The sequence below is a fragment of the Corynebacterium stationis genome, from assembly GCF_001941345.1.
GTDB classification, from domain to species: Bacteria; Actinomycetota; Actinomycetes; order Mycobacteriales; family Mycobacteriaceae; genus Corynebacterium; species Corynebacterium stationis.
Map to the genome: position 1 here is coordinate 43,738 of NZ_CP009251.1, position 19,640 is coordinate 63,377.

14 protein-coding genes, 9 pseudogenes and 1 other annotated feature are annotated in these 19,640 nt (G+C 61.7%); of the genes and pseudogenes, 11 read left to right on the forward strand and 12 right to left on the reverse strand.

The annotated features are described in order from the left end of the window. From cydB to CSTAT_RS13700, 7 genes and pseudogenes are all read left to right on the forward strand, one after another. Window positions 1-1,002: a cytochrome d ubiquinol oxidase subunit II gene (cydB, locus tag CSTAT_RS00250; protein ID WP_003847484.1), complete on the forward strand. Its 1,002-nt coding sequence runs from the start codon at window positions 1-3 to the stop codon at window positions 1,000-1,002. 5 nt (window positions 1,003-1,007) lie between these two features. Further along, a complete protein-coding gene (locus CSTAT_RS00255) occupies window positions 1,008-2,630 on the forward strand; it encodes an ABC transporter ATP-binding protein/permease (protein ID WP_040355498.1) in 1,623 nt (540 codons plus the stop codon). Between the two features lie 26 nt (window positions 2,631-2,656). Beyond that, window positions 2,657-4,321 (forward strand): thiol reductant ABC exporter subunit CydC, encoded by a 1,665-nt coding sequence (gene cydC / locus CSTAT_RS00260; RefSeq protein ID WP_040355500.1) that lies wholly within the window; start codon window positions 2,657-2,659, stop codon window positions 4,319-4,321. 647 nt (window positions 4,322-4,968) lie between these two features. Then, window positions 4,969-5,150 (forward strand): annotated as a pseudogene (locus tag CSTAT_RS13630) (MBL fold metallo-hydrolase); the annotation flags it as partial. Further along, window positions 5,139-5,810, forward strand: a pseudogene (locus CSTAT_RS00265) (HAD-IC family P-type ATPase); the annotation flags it as partial. The pseudogenes CSTAT_RS13630 and CSTAT_RS00265, both read left to right, overlap by 12 nt. A gap of 33 nt (window positions 5,811-5,843) precedes the next feature. Beyond that, on the forward strand, window positions 5,844-6,497 hold the full coding sequence (locus tag CSTAT_RS00270) for a vitamin K epoxide reductase family protein (RefSeq protein WP_066791994.1): 654 nt from the start codon (window positions 5,844-5,846) through the stop codon (window positions 6,495-6,497). 244 nt (window positions 6,498-6,741) lie between these two features. Continuing rightward, a pseudogene (locus CSTAT_RS13700) lies at window positions 6,742-6,894 on the forward strand (VIT1/CCC1 transporter family protein); the annotation flags it as partial. A gap of 71 nt (window positions 6,895-6,965) precedes the next feature. Here CSTAT_RS13700 and CSTAT_RS13705 read toward each other — a convergent pair. After that, window positions 6,966-7,100 (reverse strand): annotated as a pseudogene (locus CSTAT_RS13705) (DUF2188 domain-containing protein); the annotation flags it as partial. A 616-nt stretch (window positions 7,101-7,716) separates the two neighbouring features. Here CSTAT_RS13705 and CSTAT_RS00280 point away from each other — a divergent pair. Further along, window positions 7,717-8,433 (forward strand): annotated as a pseudogene (locus tag CSTAT_RS00280) (IS6 family transposase). Between the two features lie 105 nt (window positions 8,434-8,538). Here CSTAT_RS00280 and CSTAT_RS00285 read toward each other — a convergent pair. From CSTAT_RS00285 to cmtR, 6 genes and pseudogenes are all read right to left on the reverse strand, one after another. Beyond that, window positions 8,539-9,192, reverse strand: a complete 654-nt coding sequence (locus CSTAT_RS00285; protein ID WP_075722077.1) for a vitamin K epoxide reductase family protein — start codon at window positions 9,190-9,192, stop codon at window positions 8,539-8,541. 9 nt (window positions 9,193-9,201) lie between these two features. Next, a pseudogene (locus CSTAT_RS00290) lies at window positions 9,202-9,540 on the reverse strand (DsbA family protein); the annotation flags it as partial. A gap of 328 nt (window positions 9,541-9,868) precedes the next feature. After that, the gene (locus CSTAT_RS00295) at window positions 9,869-10,777 is read right to left on the reverse strand and encodes a cation diffusion facilitator family transporter (RefSeq protein WP_075722078.1); all 909 of its coding nucleotides are present in this window, start codon (window positions 10,775-10,777) and stop codon (window positions 9,869-9,871) included. Window positions 10,778-10,879: 102 nt separating this feature from the next. Then, window positions 10,880-11,635, reverse strand: a pseudogene (locus tag CSTAT_RS00300) (IS3 family transposase); the annotation flags it as partial. A 155-nt stretch (window positions 11,636-11,790) separates the two neighbouring features. Beyond that, entirely contained in the window at window positions 11,791-12,387 is a 597-nt protein-coding gene (locus CSTAT_RS00305) for a cadmium resistance transporter (RefSeq protein ID WP_075722079.1), read from the reverse strand. Further along, on the reverse strand, window positions 12,381-12,746 hold the full coding sequence (gene cmtR, locus CSTAT_RS00310; RefSeq protein WP_035114920.1) for a Cd(II)/Pb(II)-sensing metalloregulatory transcriptional regulator CmtR: 366 nt from the start codon (window positions 12,744-12,746) through the stop codon (window positions 12,381-12,383). Before cmtR ends, CSTAT_RS00305 begins: the two co-directional genes overlap by 7 nt. Before the next feature lie 251 nt (window positions 12,747-12,997). Here cmtR and CSTAT_RS00315 point away from each other — a divergent pair, with 251 nt between their 5' ends. After that, a complete protein-coding gene (locus CSTAT_RS00315; RefSeq protein WP_075723744.1) occupies window positions 12,998-13,600 on the forward strand; it encodes a recombinase family protein in 603 nt (200 codons plus the stop codon). A 126-nt stretch (window positions 13,601-13,726) separates the two neighbouring features. Continuing rightward, window positions 13,727-13,963 (forward strand): recombinase family protein, encoded by a 237-nt coding sequence (locus CSTAT_RS00320; RefSeq protein ID WP_075722080.1) that lies wholly within the window; start codon window positions 13,727-13,729, stop codon window positions 13,961-13,963. 15 nt (window positions 13,964-13,978) lie between these two features. Here CSTAT_RS00320 and CSTAT_RS13570 read toward each other — a convergent pair. From CSTAT_RS13570 to CSTAT_RS00335, 3 genes and pseudogenes are all read right to left on the reverse strand, one after another. After that, window positions 13,979-14,263, reverse strand: a pseudogene (locus tag CSTAT_RS13570) (integrase core domain-containing protein); the annotation flags it as partial. Window positions 14,264-14,273: 10 nt separating this feature from the next. Beyond that, window positions 14,274-15,624, reverse strand: a pseudogene (locus CSTAT_RS00330) (IS30 family transposase). Then, window positions 15,564-16,376 (reverse strand): DDE-type integrase/transposase/recombinase, encoded by an 813-nt coding sequence (locus CSTAT_RS00335; protein ID WP_169833247.1) that lies wholly within the window; start codon window positions 16,374-16,376, stop codon window positions 15,564-15,566. The pseudogene CSTAT_RS00330 and the gene CSTAT_RS00335 overlap by 61 nt, the downstream one beginning before the upstream one ends. Beyond that, window positions 16,290-16,421, reverse strand: a sequence feature (AL1L pseudoknot). Its footprint overlaps the gene before it by 87 nt. A gap of 61 nt (window positions 16,422-16,482) precedes the next feature. Here CSTAT_RS00335 and CSTAT_RS00340 point away from each other — a divergent pair. Then, entirely contained in the window at window positions 16,483-17,610 is a 1,128-nt protein-coding gene (locus CSTAT_RS00340; RefSeq protein WP_156845068.1) for an IS30 family transposase, read from the forward strand. Here the strand turns inward: CSTAT_RS00340 and CSTAT_RS13370 are convergent. After that, on the reverse strand, window positions 17,512-17,940 hold the full coding sequence (locus CSTAT_RS13370; protein ID WP_156845069.1) for a hypothetical protein: 429 nt from the start codon (window positions 17,938-17,940) through the stop codon (window positions 17,512-17,514). The genes CSTAT_RS00340 and CSTAT_RS13370 overlap by 99 nt on opposite strands. Window positions 17,941-18,113: 173 nt before the next feature. Continuing rightward, a complete protein-coding gene (locus tag CSTAT_RS00345; protein WP_075722081.1) occupies window positions 18,114-19,352 on the reverse strand; it encodes an Nramp family divalent metal transporter in 1,239 nt (412 codons plus the stop codon). Between the last annotated feature and the right edge of the window lie 288 nt (window positions 19,353-19,640).

Genomic DNA, 19,640 nt, shown 5'->3' on the forward strand with positions numbered 1-19,640 from the left:
ATGGATCTGCAGACCTTGTGGTTCATCGTGATCGCTTTCCTGTTCGTCGGTTATTTCGTCCTGGAGGGTTTCGACTTCGGTGTCGGTATGCTTCTGCCCTTCCTGGGCGGTGACGGTGAGGAGCGTGCGCGGCGTCGCGACGCGGTGGCCACTAGCATCGGACCGGTGTGGAACGGCAACGAGGTGTGGCTTATCGTGGCGGTGGGTGGCATGTTCGCAGCCTTCCCTGAGTGGTACGCCACGATGTTTTCCGGTTTCTATCTCCCGTTGCTGCTCATTTTGCTCTCCCTAATCCTGCGGGGCGTCGCCCTGGAGTGGCGCGTCAAAGTCGACACCCAGGCCTGGCGGGACCGCTGCGATATCGGGTTGGCTATCGGCAGTTGGGTGCCAGCGATTTTTTGGGGTGTAGCCTTCGCCAATATCGTCCAGGGCGTGGCGATCGACGCCAACCGGCAGATCGATTCCAGTCTGACCGCGATGTTTGGCCTGTTCAATCCCTACGGTCTGCTGGGAGCGGGGACCTTCGTTCTGGTGTTCATGGTGCACGGCGCGACCTTTTTGGGGCTCAAGGTGCACGAACCGTTGCGCAGCCGGGCCCATCGCCTAGCCCAACGGCTGACTATCCCGACAGCCGTGGTGGCCGTCGGGTTCGCGGTATGGACTCAGCTGGCACATGGTGATCCCGTCATCTGGATCGCGGTGGGTGTGCTCGCACTGTGCGTGCTCATCGGTTCGGTGGCCATCATGCGGGGCCACGACGGCCTCGCGTTCGCGGCCACTGCCGTGGCTGTGGCCACCCTGGTGGTGCAGATTTTCGTCACCTTGTTCCCGAACGTGATGCCTACCTCCCTGCCGGGCGGGGTGTCTCTGGACATCTATAACGCCTCTAGTTCGGACTACACGCTGGTCTTTTTGTCCTGGGGTGTGCTGATCCTGGTGCCGTTCATCCTGGCCGCTCAGGGCTGGACCTTCTGGTCCTTCGCCAAGCGGATCACGGTGTGAGCCGCGTGCAGGGACCCATTGACCCCAGACTCCTTGCTCTGGTTCCGCCGGTGTGGGGCCTGATCCTGCGTACCGGCGTTCTGCAGGCGCTCACCACCGTGTTAGTGCTCGCCCGCGGGGTGCTCATCGGCTGGATCGCAGCCCGCGTCATCTTGGACCGCGGCGCCGACTGGGACGTGCTGACCTGGCCAGTGGTGGCACTTTTCGTGGTCATTGCTGTCCACGGCGTCGTGTCCGGTCATGCGCAACGCGCCTCCTCGGAGAGCGTCGGACGGGTCGTGGATACGCTGCGGGCCAAGGCTCTGACCGCGTTGCGACGCCGCGATCCCCGCCGCGTGCAGGAGGAATCGGCCCACTGGCGTGAGGTACTCACCGACGGTATCGAGGACTTCCGGCCCTACTTGAGCGAATTTCTGCCCTCGCTGGTCGCCGTCGTGCTGGCTACTCCGGCCGCTTTGGTGGTGGTGCTGGTGGCGGACCCGGTCTCCGGAATCTTGGCGCTGGTGACGGTGCCGCTGATCCCGGCCTTCATGGTGTTGATCGGCAAGCTGACCGCCGCGCATACCCGACGCCGCCTGGAGGTGACCGCTGCTTTGGGCGGGCAGCTGGCGGATCTACTCTCCGGCTCGCTAACGCTGCGGGCGCTGGGAGCCATCCGTCATCCGAGTAGGCAGCTGCGGTCCACGGGGCGTCGCCATGAAAAGGCCACCATGTCGGTGCTGCGCCTGGCATTCCTCTCTTCCTTCGCCCTGGAGTTCCTGGCCACCCTCGCGGTGGCGCTAGTTGCTGTGAGCATCGGGCTGCGCCTGGTGGACGGGAACATGGAGTTGACCGCCGGGCTGATCGCGCTGATCGTGGTCCCGGAGGTGTACAACCCGATCCGGCAGGTGGGTACGAACTTCCACGCCGCAGCCGATGGGCTGGCCGCCGTCGAGGAGATCTTGGAGCTGCTGGATGAGGATGCCAAAGCAACCGACACATCCGGGGCCGGAGCGGACCACCGCGGCCGGACCTATCTGACCCACCGCGAATCACCTGGAGACGCCCAACTGACGGTCACCGGCCTCAGCGTGAGAGGCCGCGACGGCATGAAGCCGGAGAACTTGAGCTTCACCGCCGAACCTGGGACGATCACCGTGTTGTACGGCGACAACGGTTCCGGAAAATCCACTGTGTTCCTCGCCGTCCTGGGCGCGCTGCCGGATGATCTGGTCACCGGACGGGTCGTCGCTGCGCCGTTGGTGCGCACGGCCTATCTGCCGGCCCGGCCGGTACTGGTGCAGGGCAGCGTAGAGGACAACCTCGTGCTGCTGGGTGCGGAGCGTGGGCCGGCCACCGAAACCGCTCGGAACCTGGGCTTCGACGTGTCGCTGGAACGCCGCCTCGGACCGGCGGGGGAAGGCATCTCGGCGGGCCAGGGCCAACGCCTGGCCCTGGCGCGCACCCTGGCGGGCGGCACCGGCCCCACGCTGTATCTGCTGGATGAACCTAGCGCGCACTTGAGTCCGGAGCTGGTGGAGGCCCTCTCCGCTGAGCTGCGGCGGCGTGCAACGGCCGGACACACGGTGGTGGTGGCCAGTCATGACGTCCGGCTGGCCGCGATCGCGGATGAGGTGGTGTACCTGTGAAGTCCGAATTTCGCGCCCTGAGCGCCATGCTGCGCCTGGCCGGCGTGCGCTACCGCGAGGTCGTCGCGGGTATCGCTGCCGGTTCCATCACGCTGATCTCTGCGTTGACCCTGACGATCGTTTCCGGTTGGTTAATCACCAAGGCTTGGCAGATGCCACCGGTGCTGGACCTCTCGGTCGCGGTCACCGCGGTGCGCGGCCTGGGCATCTCCCGGGCAGTATTCCGCTACGTGGACCGGCTGCTCAGCCACCGCATCGCGCTGCGGGCCCTGACCACATTGCGGTCACGGGTCTTCGACGCGCTGGCTTTTGACCACACCGGCACCGGCCGAGGACACCTCTTCACCCGCGGTGACGGGCTGGTGCGCCTGGTCGCCGACACCGAACGCATCACTGACGTCATCGTCCGTTCTGTCGTCCCCGGTGGGGTGGCATTGGTGCTCACCGTGTTCGCGGTGGCCGGCGCTACCTGGCTGCACCCGGCAGCGGGCCTGGTCCTGACTCTCGGCTTCATGGTCACCGGCCTTATCACCCCGTGGCTGGCGGTGCGGGCGGCCAGACGTTCACGCCGAGTGTTCGCCGAGGACAACCTCGACGTGGCCCTGGATGAACTGCTGGACCACCGCGTCGAGTTCGCCGCCGCCGGCCTGGGGGCGAAACGCGAGGAGTGGGCCCTCACGGCGTCGCGACGCAGCAGCGACGCCACCGTCGCCGCCGAGAAACCGCTGGCCACCTCACAGGTCTTGATCACCTGGTCCACCGGTCTGGCGGCGGCGCTGACCGTGGTCGTTGGCGCGCTGACCTACACCGGGGACCCCACCTGGCTGGGCATGATGGTGCTGCTGCCGCTGGCCGCCTTCGAGTCTCACGCCCAGCTCTCAGAAGCTGCGATCCACGCCGACGAGGCCTCCCGCAGCGCCCACCGACTCACCGACCTGGTCAAAGAATCCGACACCACTTCGGCGACGGACGGCGGGGAGGCGACGGCGTGGGAGCTCGATGGCTGTCACCTTAAAGCCACCGACCTACGTTGCCGCTTCGGCGATACCACCTGGCAGGTGGATCTGCCACCCGGTGAGCGCATGGTCATTCGCGGCCCCAGCGGTTGCGGCAAGACCACACTGCTGCAGACCCTGGGTGGCCTGGTGCCACCACGCAGCGGTTCTGTCACGCTGGGAGGGCAACGTGTGCCGGAGATCGACCCGGCCGCGTTGCGGAAGACCGTCCGCGTGCACGCGGAGGACGAATGGCTCTTCTCCACCACTATCCGACAGAACCTCCTCGTGGCCAACCCGGCCGCCAGTGACGGGGAACTATGGGAGGTCCTGCATGCGGTGGGGTTAGATGACTGGCTGCGGGAGACTGTGGGACCGGTCACCGACCCGCTGGACCTGCTGCTTGCCGACGGCGCGGGTTCCCTGTCGAGCGGGCAGCGCCGCCGTCTGCTGCTGGCCAGGGCGCTATGTTCCACCGCGCCGGTGCTGCTGTTAGATGAGCCGACCGAACACATTGACGCGGCAGATGCCGACGACCTGCTGGACACCCTCCTGGCCAAGCCGCTACCCGGACCGCGGACCCGACGCAGCGTCATCGTGGTCACCCACCGGTCGGATAAGCAGGACGGCGGGAACACTGAAGTCGGAGAAGTAGACATCCGCCGCTACGCCGACCCGGTGACGGAGCACCCCTAAGTGCTTATCTGCTTGTCGACGCCTCCTGAGCCCGGAGGCAAGTCGGGGTGAGCCGGTCACCGCAGGGTGATGCCGATGTGCTCGACACCCACCAAACCGGCATCGAGCTGCCCCTCACAAGGCAAGAGAACACCGCAATATAAGTACCCAGGTCCCCTGACCGTGTGGTCGGGGACCTGGGTGCTGCCCTCTTCGGTTTCTGCCCTAGTGCGAGTTGATCCTCGTTGACGGTGAGCATCTGCCTCACCATCCGGTAGGCGTGCTCGTCCCACCCTTGGCGTACAGCATCGCGGACGAGTCGGGAGCGTTCCCACCGGTGACCGCAGCCAATGACAGGGGTATTGTCGCGGCGGCGGCCGATCTCCCCGGCAGATGCTCTCGGCCTGGGTCGCCGACCGCAAGTGGTCCCTCATCGACGGGGACGGTCGATGATCGATCGTTCCGGGGGGGGGCTGGGGCATTTACCCTGATGAGTTGACCTACGTTTCACTCCATTTCCCCTGATCATATACCCCCTAGGGTACTTCTTGTTCAATACCCCTGGGGGTATTATGGTGGTGTCGTAGGACCGGGGAAGACGTCCCCGGCTGTCCCCGATTTCCTGCGAAGGAGAAACCATGCTCATCGAACGCATCTAGGACGAGGACCTGGCCCAGGCGAGCTACTTCATCGGCTGCCAGGCCAAGAACACGGCCGTGGTGGTCGATCCCCGCCGAGACATCGAGGTCTACCGGGCGATGGCCGAAAAAACGACATGACGATCGTCGCGGTGACCGAGACCCACATCCACGCCGACTACCTGTCGGGTACCCGTGAGCTGGCCGAGGCAATTATCAACGGCGCGGAAAACAAGGGCCTGACCGTGGAGATGGTCGACCACGCCACCCCGATCACCGGCAAGGGCATCCGCGCCCAGGTCGACGGTCAGACTGTCGCCGTCGGCTCCGCAGACCTGCTTGATGTCACCCCGGACAACACCCGCATCCTCGAGCTCAACGACCAGGGCAAGACCGCCATGTACGTCGGCGTCGACGGACGCGCCATCGGCATCGTCGCCGTCGCCGACACCATCCGCGATGACGCGTACGCCGCAGTCCAGGCCCTGCACGAGAAGGGCGCCAGAGTCATCATGGCCACCGGTGACGCCGAGCGGGTGGCCCGCAACGTCGCCGCCGAACTCGGGGTCGACGAGGTTCACGCCGAGCTGATGCCTGAGGACAAGCTCACCATCGTGCGTGAGCTGCAGGAAAAGGGCCACACCGTGGCCATGGTCGGTGACGGCGTCAACGACACCCCCGCACTCGCCCAGGCCGACATCGGCGTGGCCATGGGAGCCGCCGGCTCCCCGGCTGCCATCGAAACTGCCGACATCGCCCTGATGGCCGATAAGCTGCCTCGCCTGCCCTACGCCCTGGGTCTGGCTCAGCGCACGGTACGCACCATGCGTGTCAACATCGCCATCGCCCTGGCCACGGTGGCCATCCTCCTGGTCGACGCGGCTGCCGCCGACTAACCCGAACCCATGACGCACTCACCCACCGCCGAAGACGAAACTGAGGTTCTCGTGACCGAGACGAACACTGACCCCTCTTTGCCGGCCGTCGCCCGGAACCGTCCTTTCGCCCTCATCCTGTTGATCACCGGTGTGATCGGATGGGTGGCCTCGGGCATCCTGGTGCTCGAACGCCTGGCCCTCTACGAGGACGCCGAACATGTCACCACCTGCGACATCAACGCGTTGGTTTCCTGTGGAAAGGTGATGGGCACCTGGCAGTCCGAACTGCTCGGCTTCCCCAACCCCCTGATCGGCATCGTCGCTTTCGCCGTGGTCATCACCACGGCGATGGCCATGCTATCCGGGGCCCGCTTCGCCGACTGGTACTGGGGGGCTCTGCAGGCAGGGGTGACCGTGGGCCTGCTGTTCATCGTCTGGTTGTGGTACCAGGCCCTGTTCGTCATCCATATTCTCTGCCTGTACTGCATGGTGGTGTGGGCCATGATGGTTCCGCTGTTCATCCTGCTTACCGTGCGCAACCTCGCTCATGGACTCTTCCCCGCTTCCCCTGCTGTGGTGCGGTTTTCCTCCCAATGGGCGGGCACCCTGATCGCCGTGATCTACGTCGCCGTCGCAGCCTCGGTGTTTTTCAGTTTCTACTCGGATTTCATCACTCTTTGATCCTGGTGATCGGCCGGTGCTGTTGTCGCGACCACCCCGGGAGGAAGGGGGTCGTAACCAGCAGACGGAGACAAAATATCTGCCTCTGAGCTGTGGTCAGGTGTGATGCCCTCGGGGAGAAGGTTTCCGATAGTGACCACGGTGGTAGCAGTTTTCGGGATACCAGACGGTGGGTTGAGGCTTAGGATGATCCTCAGAACGGACCTACCCGCGACGATGATCACCGGCAGAGAGAACCTACTGGATGTCTGCTCCCATTCGACACCGTGACGAACCCCATGGAACAGGCCATCATGCCCGGTTGAACTGGCTGCGTGCCGGTGTTCTCGGCGCCAATGACGGCATAGTCTCCATTGCGGCCTTATTGCTCGGTGTTATCGCCACAGGCATGGGGGAGGGGTCATTGCCATAGGAATTGGACTCACGGAATTTGCCGTCACGTCCCTGGATTCGATGCTCCAACCCCTCCCTCATTGCAGTGCTCCGAGCGTCTGCGATGGCTTCTGCCTGTGTGTCATATCGCTTCGAGACCCGCTCTGCGCCATCTCGGCGATTAGCCCACCCATCTCCTGAGCGCACTGTGTTGATATTCCTCTTTGCCATATTTCCTCCACACGTCACTGATCGCACTCATATTCGAGCATTGACCTGATTATAGAGGAAAGAGGATCTTAGTTTCCTTGTATAGTTCCCTCCCTGAGGTTCTGAATTGGGACCGAGTGTTCAATCAGGCAGCTCGGCCCTGACCCCGCCACGCTTTCGGCGAGCGTCTACAGAGTAGCGGGCCCAGGCACCCCGTTTCTCAGACGCTGTAATACGCCCACCTATAGAGGCGGTTACCGATACTGGTCCCACCGGCAAACGCGAGGCCCTGTATCTGCACTATGGAAAATGACCGAGAAATCCGACATATCTCCCACTGCCTTGCTGATGATTCTGTTCAACTTCCATCCCTACATGGCAGTCATGTGCCACATGGGTACACCCCAATAGGGCAGTTTTAGAATTTCTGTCGCCCTAGCGTGGTCGACCCCCTGCGGCAGCGGTCTTTCACAACTTCATAGGCGGTTCAGTTGATGCCGGTGAGGAAACCTAGAGAGGCCCTAGGAGCACGGGGGATGAGCTTATTAAAGGCCGAAGGCGCCGCCGCTGACGAGGATGAAGAGGTGCTGTTGCAAAGTTGGGGCAGTAGGAAAAGCGACGTGAAATAATCACAGCCATGGGTATCTTCTCCGGTCGTCGTTTCCCCGTGACATCATTCTGTGGGCAGTGCGCAGGTCACTGCCGCTACGGGGTGAGCTACCGAGACTTGGAGGAAATGATGACTTCAGCGGGGCGTGCCGGTTGATCACACCACGATTCTCACCGCTGGGTCCAGAAATACGCCCCTGAGCTGGACAAGCAAACACGGTGGTACCGGCAGGTACCTGACTGGCAGGCCAGTTCCTGGCGGGTGGATGAGACCTATATCCGGGTCGGCGGCAGGTGGTGCTACCTCTGATCTGGCGATCACCGCCGGTGGCCAGACCCTGGACTTTTACCTCTCTCCGAAGCAGAACGTGGCCGCAGCGAAGCGTTTCCTGGCCAAGGCCCTCAGATCCAATGCGTCAGCCGGGTATCCCAGAGTGATCAACACCGATAAAGCACCCTCTCTAGCCAGGGCAATCGCCGAGTTGAAGGCGGAGGGAATCTGCCCGCCAACAGTGGAACACCGGCACGTGAAATACCTCAACAACATCCTGGAAGGCGACCATGGTCGGCTGAAGCGGATCCTCGGGCCGAAAGGCGCGTTTAAGAACCGGACATCTGCATATCGGACGTTGAAAGGGATGGAGGCGATGCACTCATTGCGGAAAGGGCAAGGCACGATGTTTGACCTCACGGGCAACCGAACCCGGACGCGGTGATCGTCAACCGGGTCTTCGAGACGGCCTAACAACGCCCACACGCAGCGGCCATCAGAGAATGAGAAACTGAGTCTTCGCTGCTCTCCCCCAACTTTGCAACAGCACCCTGAGAAGGAACCGGCAGATCGTCACGGCTAGAGGCTGGTGAAATCGGAGTAGAAGCTGAGAAACACCGAGGCAGCGACGGCGACGTAGACCACGGCGATCAGGGTTCCGGCCCACTGGGAGGCAAACCGCACCACAGCAGGGGAGGCGGGGAAAAGCCCGTGGGCGAGATTGCGCACGGTCAGCAGGATGAACAGCGGAATCATCATCGCCCACACCACCATGCAGTACAGGCACAGGATGTGGATGACAAACAGGGCCTGGTACCACAGCCAGATGATCAACAGCATGCCAACGGTCACCCCGGCTTGCAGACCAGCCCAGTACCAGTCGCCGAGCCGGGACCCGGACAGCATGGCCATCGCGGTGGTGATGACCACGGCGAAGGCGACAATCCCGATCAACGGGTTGGGGAAGCCGAACAGCTCGGACTGCCAGGTGCCCATCACCTTTCCACAGGAGACCAGGGCGTTGAGGTCGCAGGTGGTGACGTGCTCGGCGTCCTCGTAGAGGGCCAGGCGCTCGAGCACCAGGATCCCTGAGGCGACCCAGCCGACCATCCCGGTGACCAGCAGGATGAGGGCGAAAGGTCGATGGCGGGTGAAACCCGGCAGGGTCGGGTGGTCGTTCGTCTCGGTCATGAGGACCTCATTTTCATCTTCAGCGGTGGCTGGGTGCGTCATATGCTCGGGCTAGTCGGCGGCGGCCGCATCGACTGCGGCCCGGAACTGCTCAAGGGAGTCCGGGGTCAGGGGCTGGCCGTCGAGGAAGAAGGTCGGGGTACCGCGCACACCCAGGGCCGTGCCGTCGGCCACGTCGAGTCGGACCCGGGCCTCGGTGACCGGGTCGGCGACAGCGGCGTCATAGGCGGCCATGTCCAGGCCCAGGTCCTCGGCGAAACCACGGAAGACCGCGCTTTTGTCCTCGGCCGATTCGCCCCACTCGGGCTGGGTCTCATACATCCGGTGGTACATCGCCTCGTACTGGCCCTGCTGGGCAGCGGCCTCGACGGCCACGGCAGCGGGCATGGAGCAGACCGTGTACCTGCGGGACGGGAATACGGATTCCGACACGATGGGAATCTCACACCCGGAAAACGACACCGACGGCTCCGCCCATGCCGAAGCCACTACTTCCGCCTCCTCCAGTGCCCGTGAGCGCATGTTGCGCGATCTATACGGCGACAGCCGGCCGAACCACTCCCGAAAGTTCACCACCCGCCATCGTGAACGGTTCTAACCGCGACCTACTGAACGGAGCTTACGTCCGATACACCCACTCGGGGCCGGACTGCACCTGTGCGCCATCCACCCCCGGTAAACGCTCGACAACAAGGAATGAGGGAGAGTAACGCTGCGATCAGCCTTGGTCGACGTGGCTGTCTGGTTCGACGTGGATGAAGGTCTCGGCCCCGGGGAACAGACCGGCAACGGTTGCCTCTAGCTGATCAGCGACGTCATGGGCGACGGTGACGGTCCAATGACCGGGCACGCCCATGACCAGGTAGATGTGGCGCTGGCGACCGGACTCCACGGTCCGGGGCGGGGCGAAGATCACGCCGTGATCCCTGCGGAACCCGGCCAGGGCGGTGGTGAGTGTCTCCAGCTCCTCAACGGGTAGGGCGGCACTGAGCAGGCCGCTCAGGGACTGCTTCAGCAGACGATAGCCGGTCCAGAGAATATTGGCCCCCACGACCAGGGCAATCACAGGATCGAGCCAGTACCATCCGGTCACAGCAACGGCGGCGATACCAACCAAGACACCTGCCGAGGTCCATACGTCGGTGAGCAGGTGATGCCCGTCCGCGGATAAAGTCGCCGAGCGGTATCGTTTGCCCGCCCGAAGCAAGACGAGCCCGACGATCAGGTTGAGGCCAGAGGCCAGGGTGGTCAGCACCAGGCCCAGGCCGAGCTGCTCGAGTGGTTGTGGGGACAGCAAGCGCTGCACAGACGTGAAGATGATCAACGTGGCGGCAACAAAGATCATCGCACCTTCGACCAAGGCAGAGACGTATTCCGCCTTGCCGTGGCCGAAAGGATGGTTAGCATCGGCAGGGCGGGCAGCGATACGCAGGGCTACCAGCCCCACGACAGCGGCCACAAGATTCACCCCGGATTCCAGGGCATCCGAGAGAAAACCGACAGAGCCGGTGAGCACGGCCGCGACGACCTTGAGCCCAATGGTGACAATCGCCATAACGATCGCCAGCAGCATGAACCGTTCCAGCAGGCGCTGTTCGCTGCGGCGAGGTGATGGGTGAGATGACATGGCGACACCTTCTAGTTCAGGCACCGACGAGCATCAGGCACCGACGAGCATCAGGAAAGTAAAAGGGGCGTGACCCCTGAAAAGTAGACAGGTTGGGGGCAGTTATGCTGCCTTAGATAGTGTAGCGGATTGTGCTTCGAAGGCATCCGGTGATATCTGTCCGCACCATGAATGTCGGCGTCGGGTGTTGTATCTGATACACCAGCGGAATACCTCCTGACGGCATTGCAGCGGATTGGCGAAGACTTTGTTATCGCGGAGGACTTCTCTTTTCATCGTGGAATTAAATGATTCCGCCAGTGCATTATCAGCGCTGGTACCAACCGCGCCCATGGACTGGGTCACGCCCAACTCGCTACAGCATGCACCAAACGCCGACGAGGTATACACACTGCCGTGATCTGAATGAAAGATGGCACCGTCAAGCCCACCACGTACCGTATTGGCGTGTTCTAAAGCTTCAATCACGAGGCTGGTGCGCATGTGATCAGCAATCGCGAAGCCAGCAAGCTTGCGCGAGTACAGGTCGATGACCGTAGCCAGATACATATTTGTACCGTTCTTACAGGGCAAATATGTAATATCGCCGACATATACCTGGTTCACTGCGTTGGCATGAAACCGGCGTTTCACCAGGTCTGCGAAAACCGGATTTTTCGTGTTTCGCCTGGTTGTCACGCACCGACGGCGTTTAGTAAAGCCACGTAGCTTCATGTTTTTCATGATCCGGGCAACCTTTTTATGATTAACTCTGGCAAAGTCTTTGTCTTCGTTTAGCGAGGCAGTGACGCGTTTAGCGCCATACAATCCCTTTTCTTCTTCAAAGACTGCGGCAATACGGGCCCCAAGCAGACCGTCAGCACAGGTACACCCCAATAGGGCAGTTTTAGAATTTCTGTCGCGCTAACGTGGTCGAGTCCCTGCGGCAGCGGCTTTTCACAACTTCATGGGCGGTTCAGTTGATGCCGGTAAGGAAATCTAGAGAGGCCCTAGGAGCACGGGGGATGAGTTTATTAAAGGCCGAAGGCGCCGCCGCTGACGAGGATGAAGATACCCAGGCCGATCAAGACGATAGGGAACAACACATGCTCCCAGCGTTCGAGAATCTCCGCGATGGGCGGACGGGTGGCCACGAACTTCGCCAACAGGACCAGGCCCGCCACCAGAATCAGAAAGACAACGCAGTAGATGATAACGGTGGCGGTATCCACGTTGAGAAAAAACGGGACATAGACGCCGATATTGTCGCCACCGTTGGCAAAGGTCACCCCGGCGACGGTCAAGACGCTTACGTTCTTTCCGCTGACTTTCGCGTCATCGTCGTCGTCATCGTCTCCCCGCCAGGCTTGCCAGGCCGCCCACAGCCCCAGGGCCAGGGGGATCAGCCCGAAGTAGGGGATCGCCTCGGTGGGCAGGAAAGCATCCGCCCCTAGGGTGACCAGAATCGCGGCTGCGAGGATGCCCGCGAAACCAAGGTACTGCCCGGCCAGGATCCGAAGTGTGGTCCCTGCTTGGCCGGCCCCACGGGCGAAGAATAGCGAGAGCACGATGATGTCGTCGATATTGGTGGCGATAAACAGACCAACCGCCCCTAGGAGACCAGTTACCACTTCCTGTTCCCCTCTCCGGTGGCACACCCGGGCACGTCACATGCCGAGTCAATACACGGGGCATTCTCGTCGGCAGCCAGAGTGGTATCCAGCAGTGAGTTCAACGCCTGGACAAGATGGGCGTCGACGATCTCGTAGCGGGTCTTCCGCCCCTGCGGTTCGGCGACCACAATTCCGCAGTCCCGTAGGCAAGTGAGGTGGTTTGACACATTTGACCGCGTCAGTTCCAGCTCCCGGGCGAGATCGGCCGGGTAGGCCGGGCCGTCCAGCAGGGCCAGGAGAATACGGGATCGGGAGGGATCGGACATCGCCCGGCCCAATCGATTCATCACGTCCAAGCGTGTAGCAATAGTCAGCATGCACTGAACTATACAGCTGTTGCTGAACTGTCGCAACGAGGGTCGAACGTCGGCCCGACGGTGACGTGTGGGACACCAGTACCCTTCGGTACTGTCTGTGTCGAAATCGTTCGTTTCTGACACAAAAACCCGGTTTCCGAAATAACCCCATACGTAAAGGTGGGTGCGCTACGCTTTTGTATCACAACACAGTGCCGTATTCTATGTGCCCATTCACTGACCTCCGCACGGGTTCTGATACGTTTTTGAGTATGGGACATGATTTCGGCTACGCCCGGGTCTCCACCGGCGACCAGGACGCCCGACTCCAACACGACGCTCTCACTGCGGCCGGCTGCTACCGGATTTTCACCGACACCGCCTCCGGATCGTTGGAGTCGCGTCCTGAATTCGACAAGTTGCTCGATCAACTTCGCCCCGGTGACACGTTGGTGGTCTGGCGCCTGGATAGATTGGGCCGGTCAATTAGGCATCTGATTGATCAACTCGCCGGCCTCCAGGAGCGGGGAGTGGAGTTTCGGTCGCTGCAGGAAAACATCGACACTTCCTTCTCCGGCGGGCGACTTATCTTCCACATCTTCGCCTCACTGGCAGAGTTTGAGCGTGACCTGATCCGGGAGCGGACCAAGGCCGGGCTTGAGGCTGCCCGGGCCCGCGGCCGTACCGGCGGCAGGCCGCCCTCCTTGTCCGGGGATAAGTTGCGCACCGCACGGAAACTCTACGAACAAAAAGACATGACTGTCGCTCAGATCGGTGAAGTTCTGGGAGTTAGCCGCACCACCGTCTACCGGGCGCTGCGCAAAGAAACTGGGGTATTACCTACGCGGCAGAAGGACCCCTCGAAGTCCACATAACCGCGCATTGCGACAGGATGACTCTCGGAATCTGCGCCAACGACTTTTGACTCTGACAACACCCCAAAAGAACAGTTTTTAAATTACAACCCCCCTCGCAAACTTAATGTTCACTAGGGTTGTGTTATGGATAATGGAACAGAACCGTCACTACCTCTAGACATTCCTGAACATTCCGAGGTTATTTCCGGGAAAAAGGTCGGCTATGCGCGGGTTAGCTCTAAAGATCAGAATCTGGAGCGGCAAACCGCAGCGTTGAAGAAAGAAAAGTGCTTTCGCATCTTCGACGATACTGTCAGCGGTTCGTCCACCGACCGTCCTGGGTTGGATGGGGCGTTGAAGGGCCTGACCCCCGAAAAGTAGACAAGTTGGGGGCAGTTATGCTGCCTTGTTCAGTGTAGTAGATCGTGACTCAAACACGTCAGGTGGTATCTGTCCGCACCATGAATGCCGGCGTCGGGTGTTGTATCTGATGCACCAGCGGAAGACCTCTTGACGACATTGCAGCGGATTGGCAAAGACTTTCCTATCGCGGATAACCTCTCTTTTCATCGTGGCATTGAAAGATTCCGCCATAGCATTATCAGCGCTGGTACCGACCGCGCCCATGGACTGGGTCACTCCTAGAGCCTGACAACATGAGTTAAACGACGCTGACGTGTACTGGGTGAGTTCAACCGGTCGATGCAACACCGGTCTGTTGAAGTAATCGTAGCTGCTCGGCAAATACTTCCGCGGGCGTACGCCAGCCGAGAGCTTTCCGGGGCCGGTTGTTGAGCGCGAGAGCAACTGCTTCGAGTTCCTCGGCCGACCACCGAGACAGGTCGGTGCCTTTCGGGAAGTACTGCCGCAACAACCCGTTTGTGTTCTCGTTCGTCGGGCGCTGCCAGGGCGAGTGGGGGTCGGCGAAGAACACTCTCGTGCCAGTATCGAGGGTGAACTGCGCGTGCCCGGAGAGCTCTTTCCCGCGATCCCAGGTCAGGGTCTGGCGCAACTGGAGAGGCAGAGCAGACAGCGACGTCGCCAGTGCGGCGTTCATCGCGAGAGCCCCATAGCCGCCCAGCGCGGGACCGTTTTTCACTACGGGCTGCTCGTCCCAACCTTCTAAGCGAGGCAGATGCACTAGGATTGTGGAGCGGCTGGAGCGTTCGACGAGGGTCCCGATCGCCGAGCGACCGGTGCCGATTATCAGGTCGCCTTCCCAATTCCCGGCAACCGAGCGATCATCGGCCTCAGAGGGTCGTTTAGAGAGCACCACATCCTCGGTGACGTGTCCCTGTGGCTTGTTCCGTGACCGTTTCCGCGGCTGGCGCAGCGCCCGCCCGGTACGCAGGCAGGTTACCAGCTCGCGTTTGAGCGCGCCGCGTCCCTCGATGTAGAGCGACTGGTAGATTGCCTCCGGGCTGATACGCATGGACTCATCATCGGGGAAATCGATCGTCAATCGGTGGGAAATCTGTTCCGGGCTCCACGCTAGCGACCACCGTCGGTCAGCCCGATGAGGCTTGTTCAACCCCTTCCAAGGCGAACGCCGCTGGCCCATCGACCACGGTGCCATCAATCCGGTGCACCTTGCCTGCGAGACGGTCCTGCACGTACTGCCGCAGCGCGTCGTTTACGGCTAACTTCGCGGCTTTCGGGCGCTTCGCGGTCTCCTGCGCCTTCCACTGCGCCACTAGCGCTCGATACTCGGACCTTCCGCCCCTAGTCGCTGCGTTGCGGCGCAGTTCTCGGGAGAGCGTTGCCGGGTCACGCCCCAGTTCACGGGCGATCTCGCGCACGCCTTTGTCTTTGGCGCGCATCAGTGCGATCTCTTCACGCTCTTCGAACGACAGGTATCGGCCCGATGGTTCGGCCAGACTCAGTGGTGGCATACCGCCAGCGTGGCGGAACCAGCGCATCCCGACGGGGACGGACACGCCCACCGCGTTCGCCGCTTCCGCCGTCGTCACCCCGGTCGCGATCAGCCGCCAGAACTGCCGCTGCACCACCCGCGACGGAGAAGGCCGTCCAGGCGACCGCATCGGCGGCCGCAGCGCCCGGTCTGCCCGCCACTGCCGACGAACCCTCTCGGGCGCATCTCCGGTCTTCGCAATCCAGTCTTTCCTCGCCACCAAACACCTCCGTTGTCAAGGTGTTGCGACGACCGATTGAATCCACCCTGCGCACCGGCATCGGAGTGATGGACAATGCCGGTGGCGGTGAAGCCCATCCGCGTCCGTTTCCGGCTGAACAACGCGTGTTCCAGGGCCATGAGCACCATCCGGGTGACCACCCAGCCGAGGATCATCCGCGAGTACGCGTCGACGATGAAGGCGACGTAGCAGAATCCCTTGCTGGTCCACACGTAGGTGAAGTCCGCGATCCACCACTGATCCGGACGCGTCGGATGGCTCCACCGCCGGTTGATCAGGTCCGGGTGCCGACGGTGGGCAGGGTGGGCCACGGTCGTTTTCTTGCAGTGCATCCCTCGTGAGACACCGTGGATGCCGGTGATCTTCATCAGCCGTTCGACCTGGTCACGCCCGATGGTCATGCCGTCGCGTATGGCGGTCTTCCAGAGCTTGCGCCGGCCGTAAACCTTGCGGTTTCCCTCCCACAGCCGAAAGATGCGGTGGGCATCGTAGGCCTCATCCAGCTCAGCTTCTGAGGGGCCGAAGCCGCGGGCCTGGTGGGCGTAAAAGGTGCTCGGGGCAATCGCGATGCCATGGGCAGTCAAGGTTTCGCAGATTGGCTCGACCCCGAAGCGCTTCCGGTAGGTGCGGATGAACTCCACGATCACCGAAGTTTGCGGTCGAGCTCCGCCTGAGCGAAAAAGCCGACTTAGACTCAACCCGTGAGTGCAACACCATCTCCGCCCACCTCATGAAGGGGAGAATCAGATGGCCACAATCGGACGGCCAGGCTTACCCAAAGATCAACGCCAGAAAGTCTGGGATCTATGGAAGACCGGTTCTTCCCTCAGCGAAATATCACGTGAAGTCGGTTCCCCGCCAGGATCAATCTTTTCCATTCTCCTGCCCCGGGGAGGGATTTATCTTCCCGCGCAGAAACACCGCCCAGGCTCTCTTACGCTGGCAGAGCGTGAAGAGATCTCCCGCGGTATAAGCGCCGGGATGTCCTGCCGCGCCATTGCCCGGATGCTCAACCGCTCGGCGTCGACCATCAGCCGCGAAATCAACCGCAACAAGGGCCGTCAGGCTTACCGCGCCATCGATGCCGATGATCGATCTTGGCGCCGTGCCCGACGACCGCAACGCTGCACACTCGCCAAGAACCCGGTCCTGCGCGGATACGTGGCCGCGCGCCTGCGTGAAGACTGGTCACCGGAACAGATCGCCGGACGACTCAAGATCACCTACTCTCCCACCTCGCGGATGCAGATCTCTCACGAGTCGATCTACAAATCACTGTTCATCCAGTCCAGGGGTGTGTTGCCGAAAGCCCTGCAGAAACGTCTCCGTTCCCGCCGGCCGATCAGGAAGGCACGCTCCAACACGACCAGTGGGCAGTGGCGCTCCCAGATCAAAGACGCCGTGCCGATCTCCCAGCGCCCGGCGGAGGGAGATGACCGGGCCCAGATCGGGCACTGGGAGGGAGATCTCGTCATCGGCTCCGGTCAGTCGCAGATCGCTACGGTGGTCGAACGCGCGACTCGGTTGACGCGGGTTGTGCACGTCCACTCCCGTCATGCGGCATCCGTGACAGCAGGACTCGTTCGTGAATTGCGGCATCTGCCGGATAGGGCGAAGCGGTCGTTGACGTGGGACCGGGGAATGGAATTGGCCGGTCATAAAGAAGTCGCTGCCGGTACGGGGATGAAGGTGTATTTCGCTGATCCTCATTCCCCGTGGCAACGTGGAACAAACGAGAATACTAACCGGTTGTTGCGGCAGTACTTTCCGAAGAAGTCATCGATGAAGGGCTTCAGTCAGGCCGATCTTGATGAGGTCGCTGACAAGCTCAACAACCGTCCCCGCAAGGTTCTCGGGTTCCGTACCCCCCGCTGAGCAGTACGAAGTGATGTTGCGTTGACGGATTGAACCCAAGGACGCCGTCTTCAAAATCTCATTGGCACGTCGCAGCTTGGCCACTTCCTTGGCCTGCTCGTCGTAGGCGGCCTGGAGTTGCTCGTAGGACAAGGAACTGGGCTCAGGAGCTTCGGCCTGCTTTTCCTGTTTGCGGATCCAGTTGCGCAAGGTGGATTCCTTCACGCCGAGAAGCTCGCCGATTTCCCGGCGAGCACCTGCCTTGGAGATGTCGCCTTCCTCCAGGCGTTCGAAGTACATGCGCACCGCGCGGTCCTGCGTGGCTGCGTCGTACTGACTGGGTCGTGCCATGCTGATCTTCCTCCTAGGGTAAAACCTAGTCTCCGACCAACCCAGGCCACCTCACACCATCTGAATCCCTCATCTGGTCAGGATTCGCAATGATGACTGGAAACCGTCAACCTTCCGCTTCCGATTCGTTGCTTGCCGGACGCAAAGACATGAAAAGCGCAGTCGATATGGGCTCAAACGATACCTGTTTCGAGCGCGATGAGTGCGATGTTGAGTGCAATGATTCCGGCAGTGACGAGCCAGCCCATCGCCGTTGTCCACCAAGTATTTACCGCGGATCCCATGAGCTTTTTTCGCGAGGTCAGCCACACCAGAGGAACGAGGGCGAACGGGATCCCAAAGGAGAGGATCACCTGACTCAGCACCAGGGCATACGTGGGGTCGGTACCGATCGCGAGCACGATGATGGACGGGATGATGGTGATCAGACGTCGGGTGAGGAGTTTCAGGCGGGTGCGGAAGAGACCGCCCATGATATCGCTCCCAGCATAAGCGCCGACAGCTGTCGAGGCGAGACCGGAGGCCAGGAGTGCGATCGCGAACATCCACCCGGCCGTAACTCCAAGCGCATTCTGTATGGCGGCGTGGGCACCTTCAAGGGTATCGGTGCCCGATACCCCGGGAAGAACGGTCGCAGCAACGAGCAGCATCACCAGGTTGACGGATCCTGCGATCGTGAGCGCGATCGTGACATCGACTCGAGTGGCTCGAATCAGCCGCGGCAACGGATAGGTCTTATCGATTCCGAAGCGGTCACGGGCAAGTGAAGAGTGGGCGTAGATCGCATGCGGCATAACCGTCGCCCCCAAGATGCTCGCTGCAAGCAGCACCGACTGAGTACCATCGAACCGAGGAATCATCCCCTCAAGGACAGCACCGGGTTCGGGCGGCGCCAGGAACAGGCCGTAACAAAATCCGACCACGATGACCATCATCAGGCCGATGATCGCGAACTCGAAGGTCTTCGCGTCCCGCCTAGCCTGTACCAGAAGCAAGATAGTGGAGATCAAGCCCGTGATGATCGCCCCCATCACGAGTGGAATGTCGAACAGGATCCACAGGGCTACCGCTCCGCCGATTACCTCGGCAATATCAGTGGCGATCGCCACGAACTGCGCCTGCAGTCCGTATAGAACCCGACCTGGTCGGCTCTTGATGCGCTTCCCCAGGAGCTCAGCCATGCTCGACCCCGTGGCCAAGCCCAACTTCGCGGACATGTACTGGATCAACCAAGCCGCCATATTGGCCGCAACAATCACCCACACCAGCAAGTACCCAAACTGCGCTCCTGCTGACATATTGACCGCCACATTGCCCGGATCAAGGTAAGCGACCCCCGCCACCAAGGCAGGGCCAAGCAGCCAAGCGGTCTTGCGGCCCCGGGTTTTGGGCTCGGCGATTCCGGCACTCATCTCGTTGTCTCACACCTTGTCAAACAGTCGTTACAAAAACTTCGTTCGGTCCAGCTTTACTGCGCTGCCTGGTCAACCATCATCGTTTTGTCCGACGACCCGGGACCAGGCCTCCGGGCCATTCCAGATGCGCGGGCCAAATAGCGCGTTGCCCTCATCGTCGGTCTCGGGCCAATCCATCAGCAGCTCCTCAGGGAGCAGCTCGCCGACGGCCGCTGCCGGTCCCCGCCCGGGCCCACCATGAGGGCCACCTCGGCCTCGGGGGCGATGTGGGCGACGGCGTCGGCC

Coding starts and splice junctions, on each gene's coding strand:
- CSTAT_RS00285 (WP_075722077.1), bottom strand. CDS start 9,192: ATGACGCACCCAGCCACCGCTGAAGATGAAAATGAGGTCCTCATGACC.
- cydB (WP_003847484.1), top strand. CDS start 1: ATGGATCTGCAGACCTTGTGGTTCATCGTGATCGCTTTCCTGTTCGTC.
- CSTAT_RS00345 (WP_075722081.1), bottom strand. CDS start 19,352: ATGAGTGCCGGAATCGCCGAGCCCAAAACCCGGGGCCGCAAGACCGCT.
- CSTAT_RS00270 (WP_066791994.1), top strand. CDS start 5,844: ATGACGCACTCACCCACCGCCGAAGACGAAACTGAGGTTCTCGTGACC.
- CSTAT_RS13370 (WP_156845069.1), bottom strand. CDS start 17,940: ATGGCACGACCCAGTCAGTACGACGCAGCCACGCAGGACCGCGCGGTG.
- CSTAT_RS00320 (WP_075722080.1), top strand. CDS start 13,727: ATGGATAATGGAACAGAACCGTCACTACCTCTAGACATTCCTGAACAT.
- cydC (WP_040355500.1), top strand. CDS start 2,657: ATGCTGCGCCTGGCCGGCGTGCGCTACCGCGAGGTCGTCGCGGGTATC.
- cmtR (WP_035114920.1), bottom strand. CDS start 12,746: ATGCTGACTATTGCTACACGCTTGGACGTGATGAATCGATTGGGCCGG.
- CSTAT_RS00340 (WP_156845068.1), top strand. CDS start 16,483: ATGGCCACAATCGGACGGCCAGGCTTACCCAAAGATCAACGCCAGAAA.
- CSTAT_RS00315 (WP_075723744.1), top strand. CDS start 12,998: ATGGGACATGATTTCGGCTACGCCCGGGTCTCCACCGGCGACCAGGAC.
- CSTAT_RS00295 (WP_075722078.1), bottom strand. CDS start 10,777: ATGTCATCTCACCCATCACCTCGCCGCAGCGAACAGCGCCTGCTGGAA.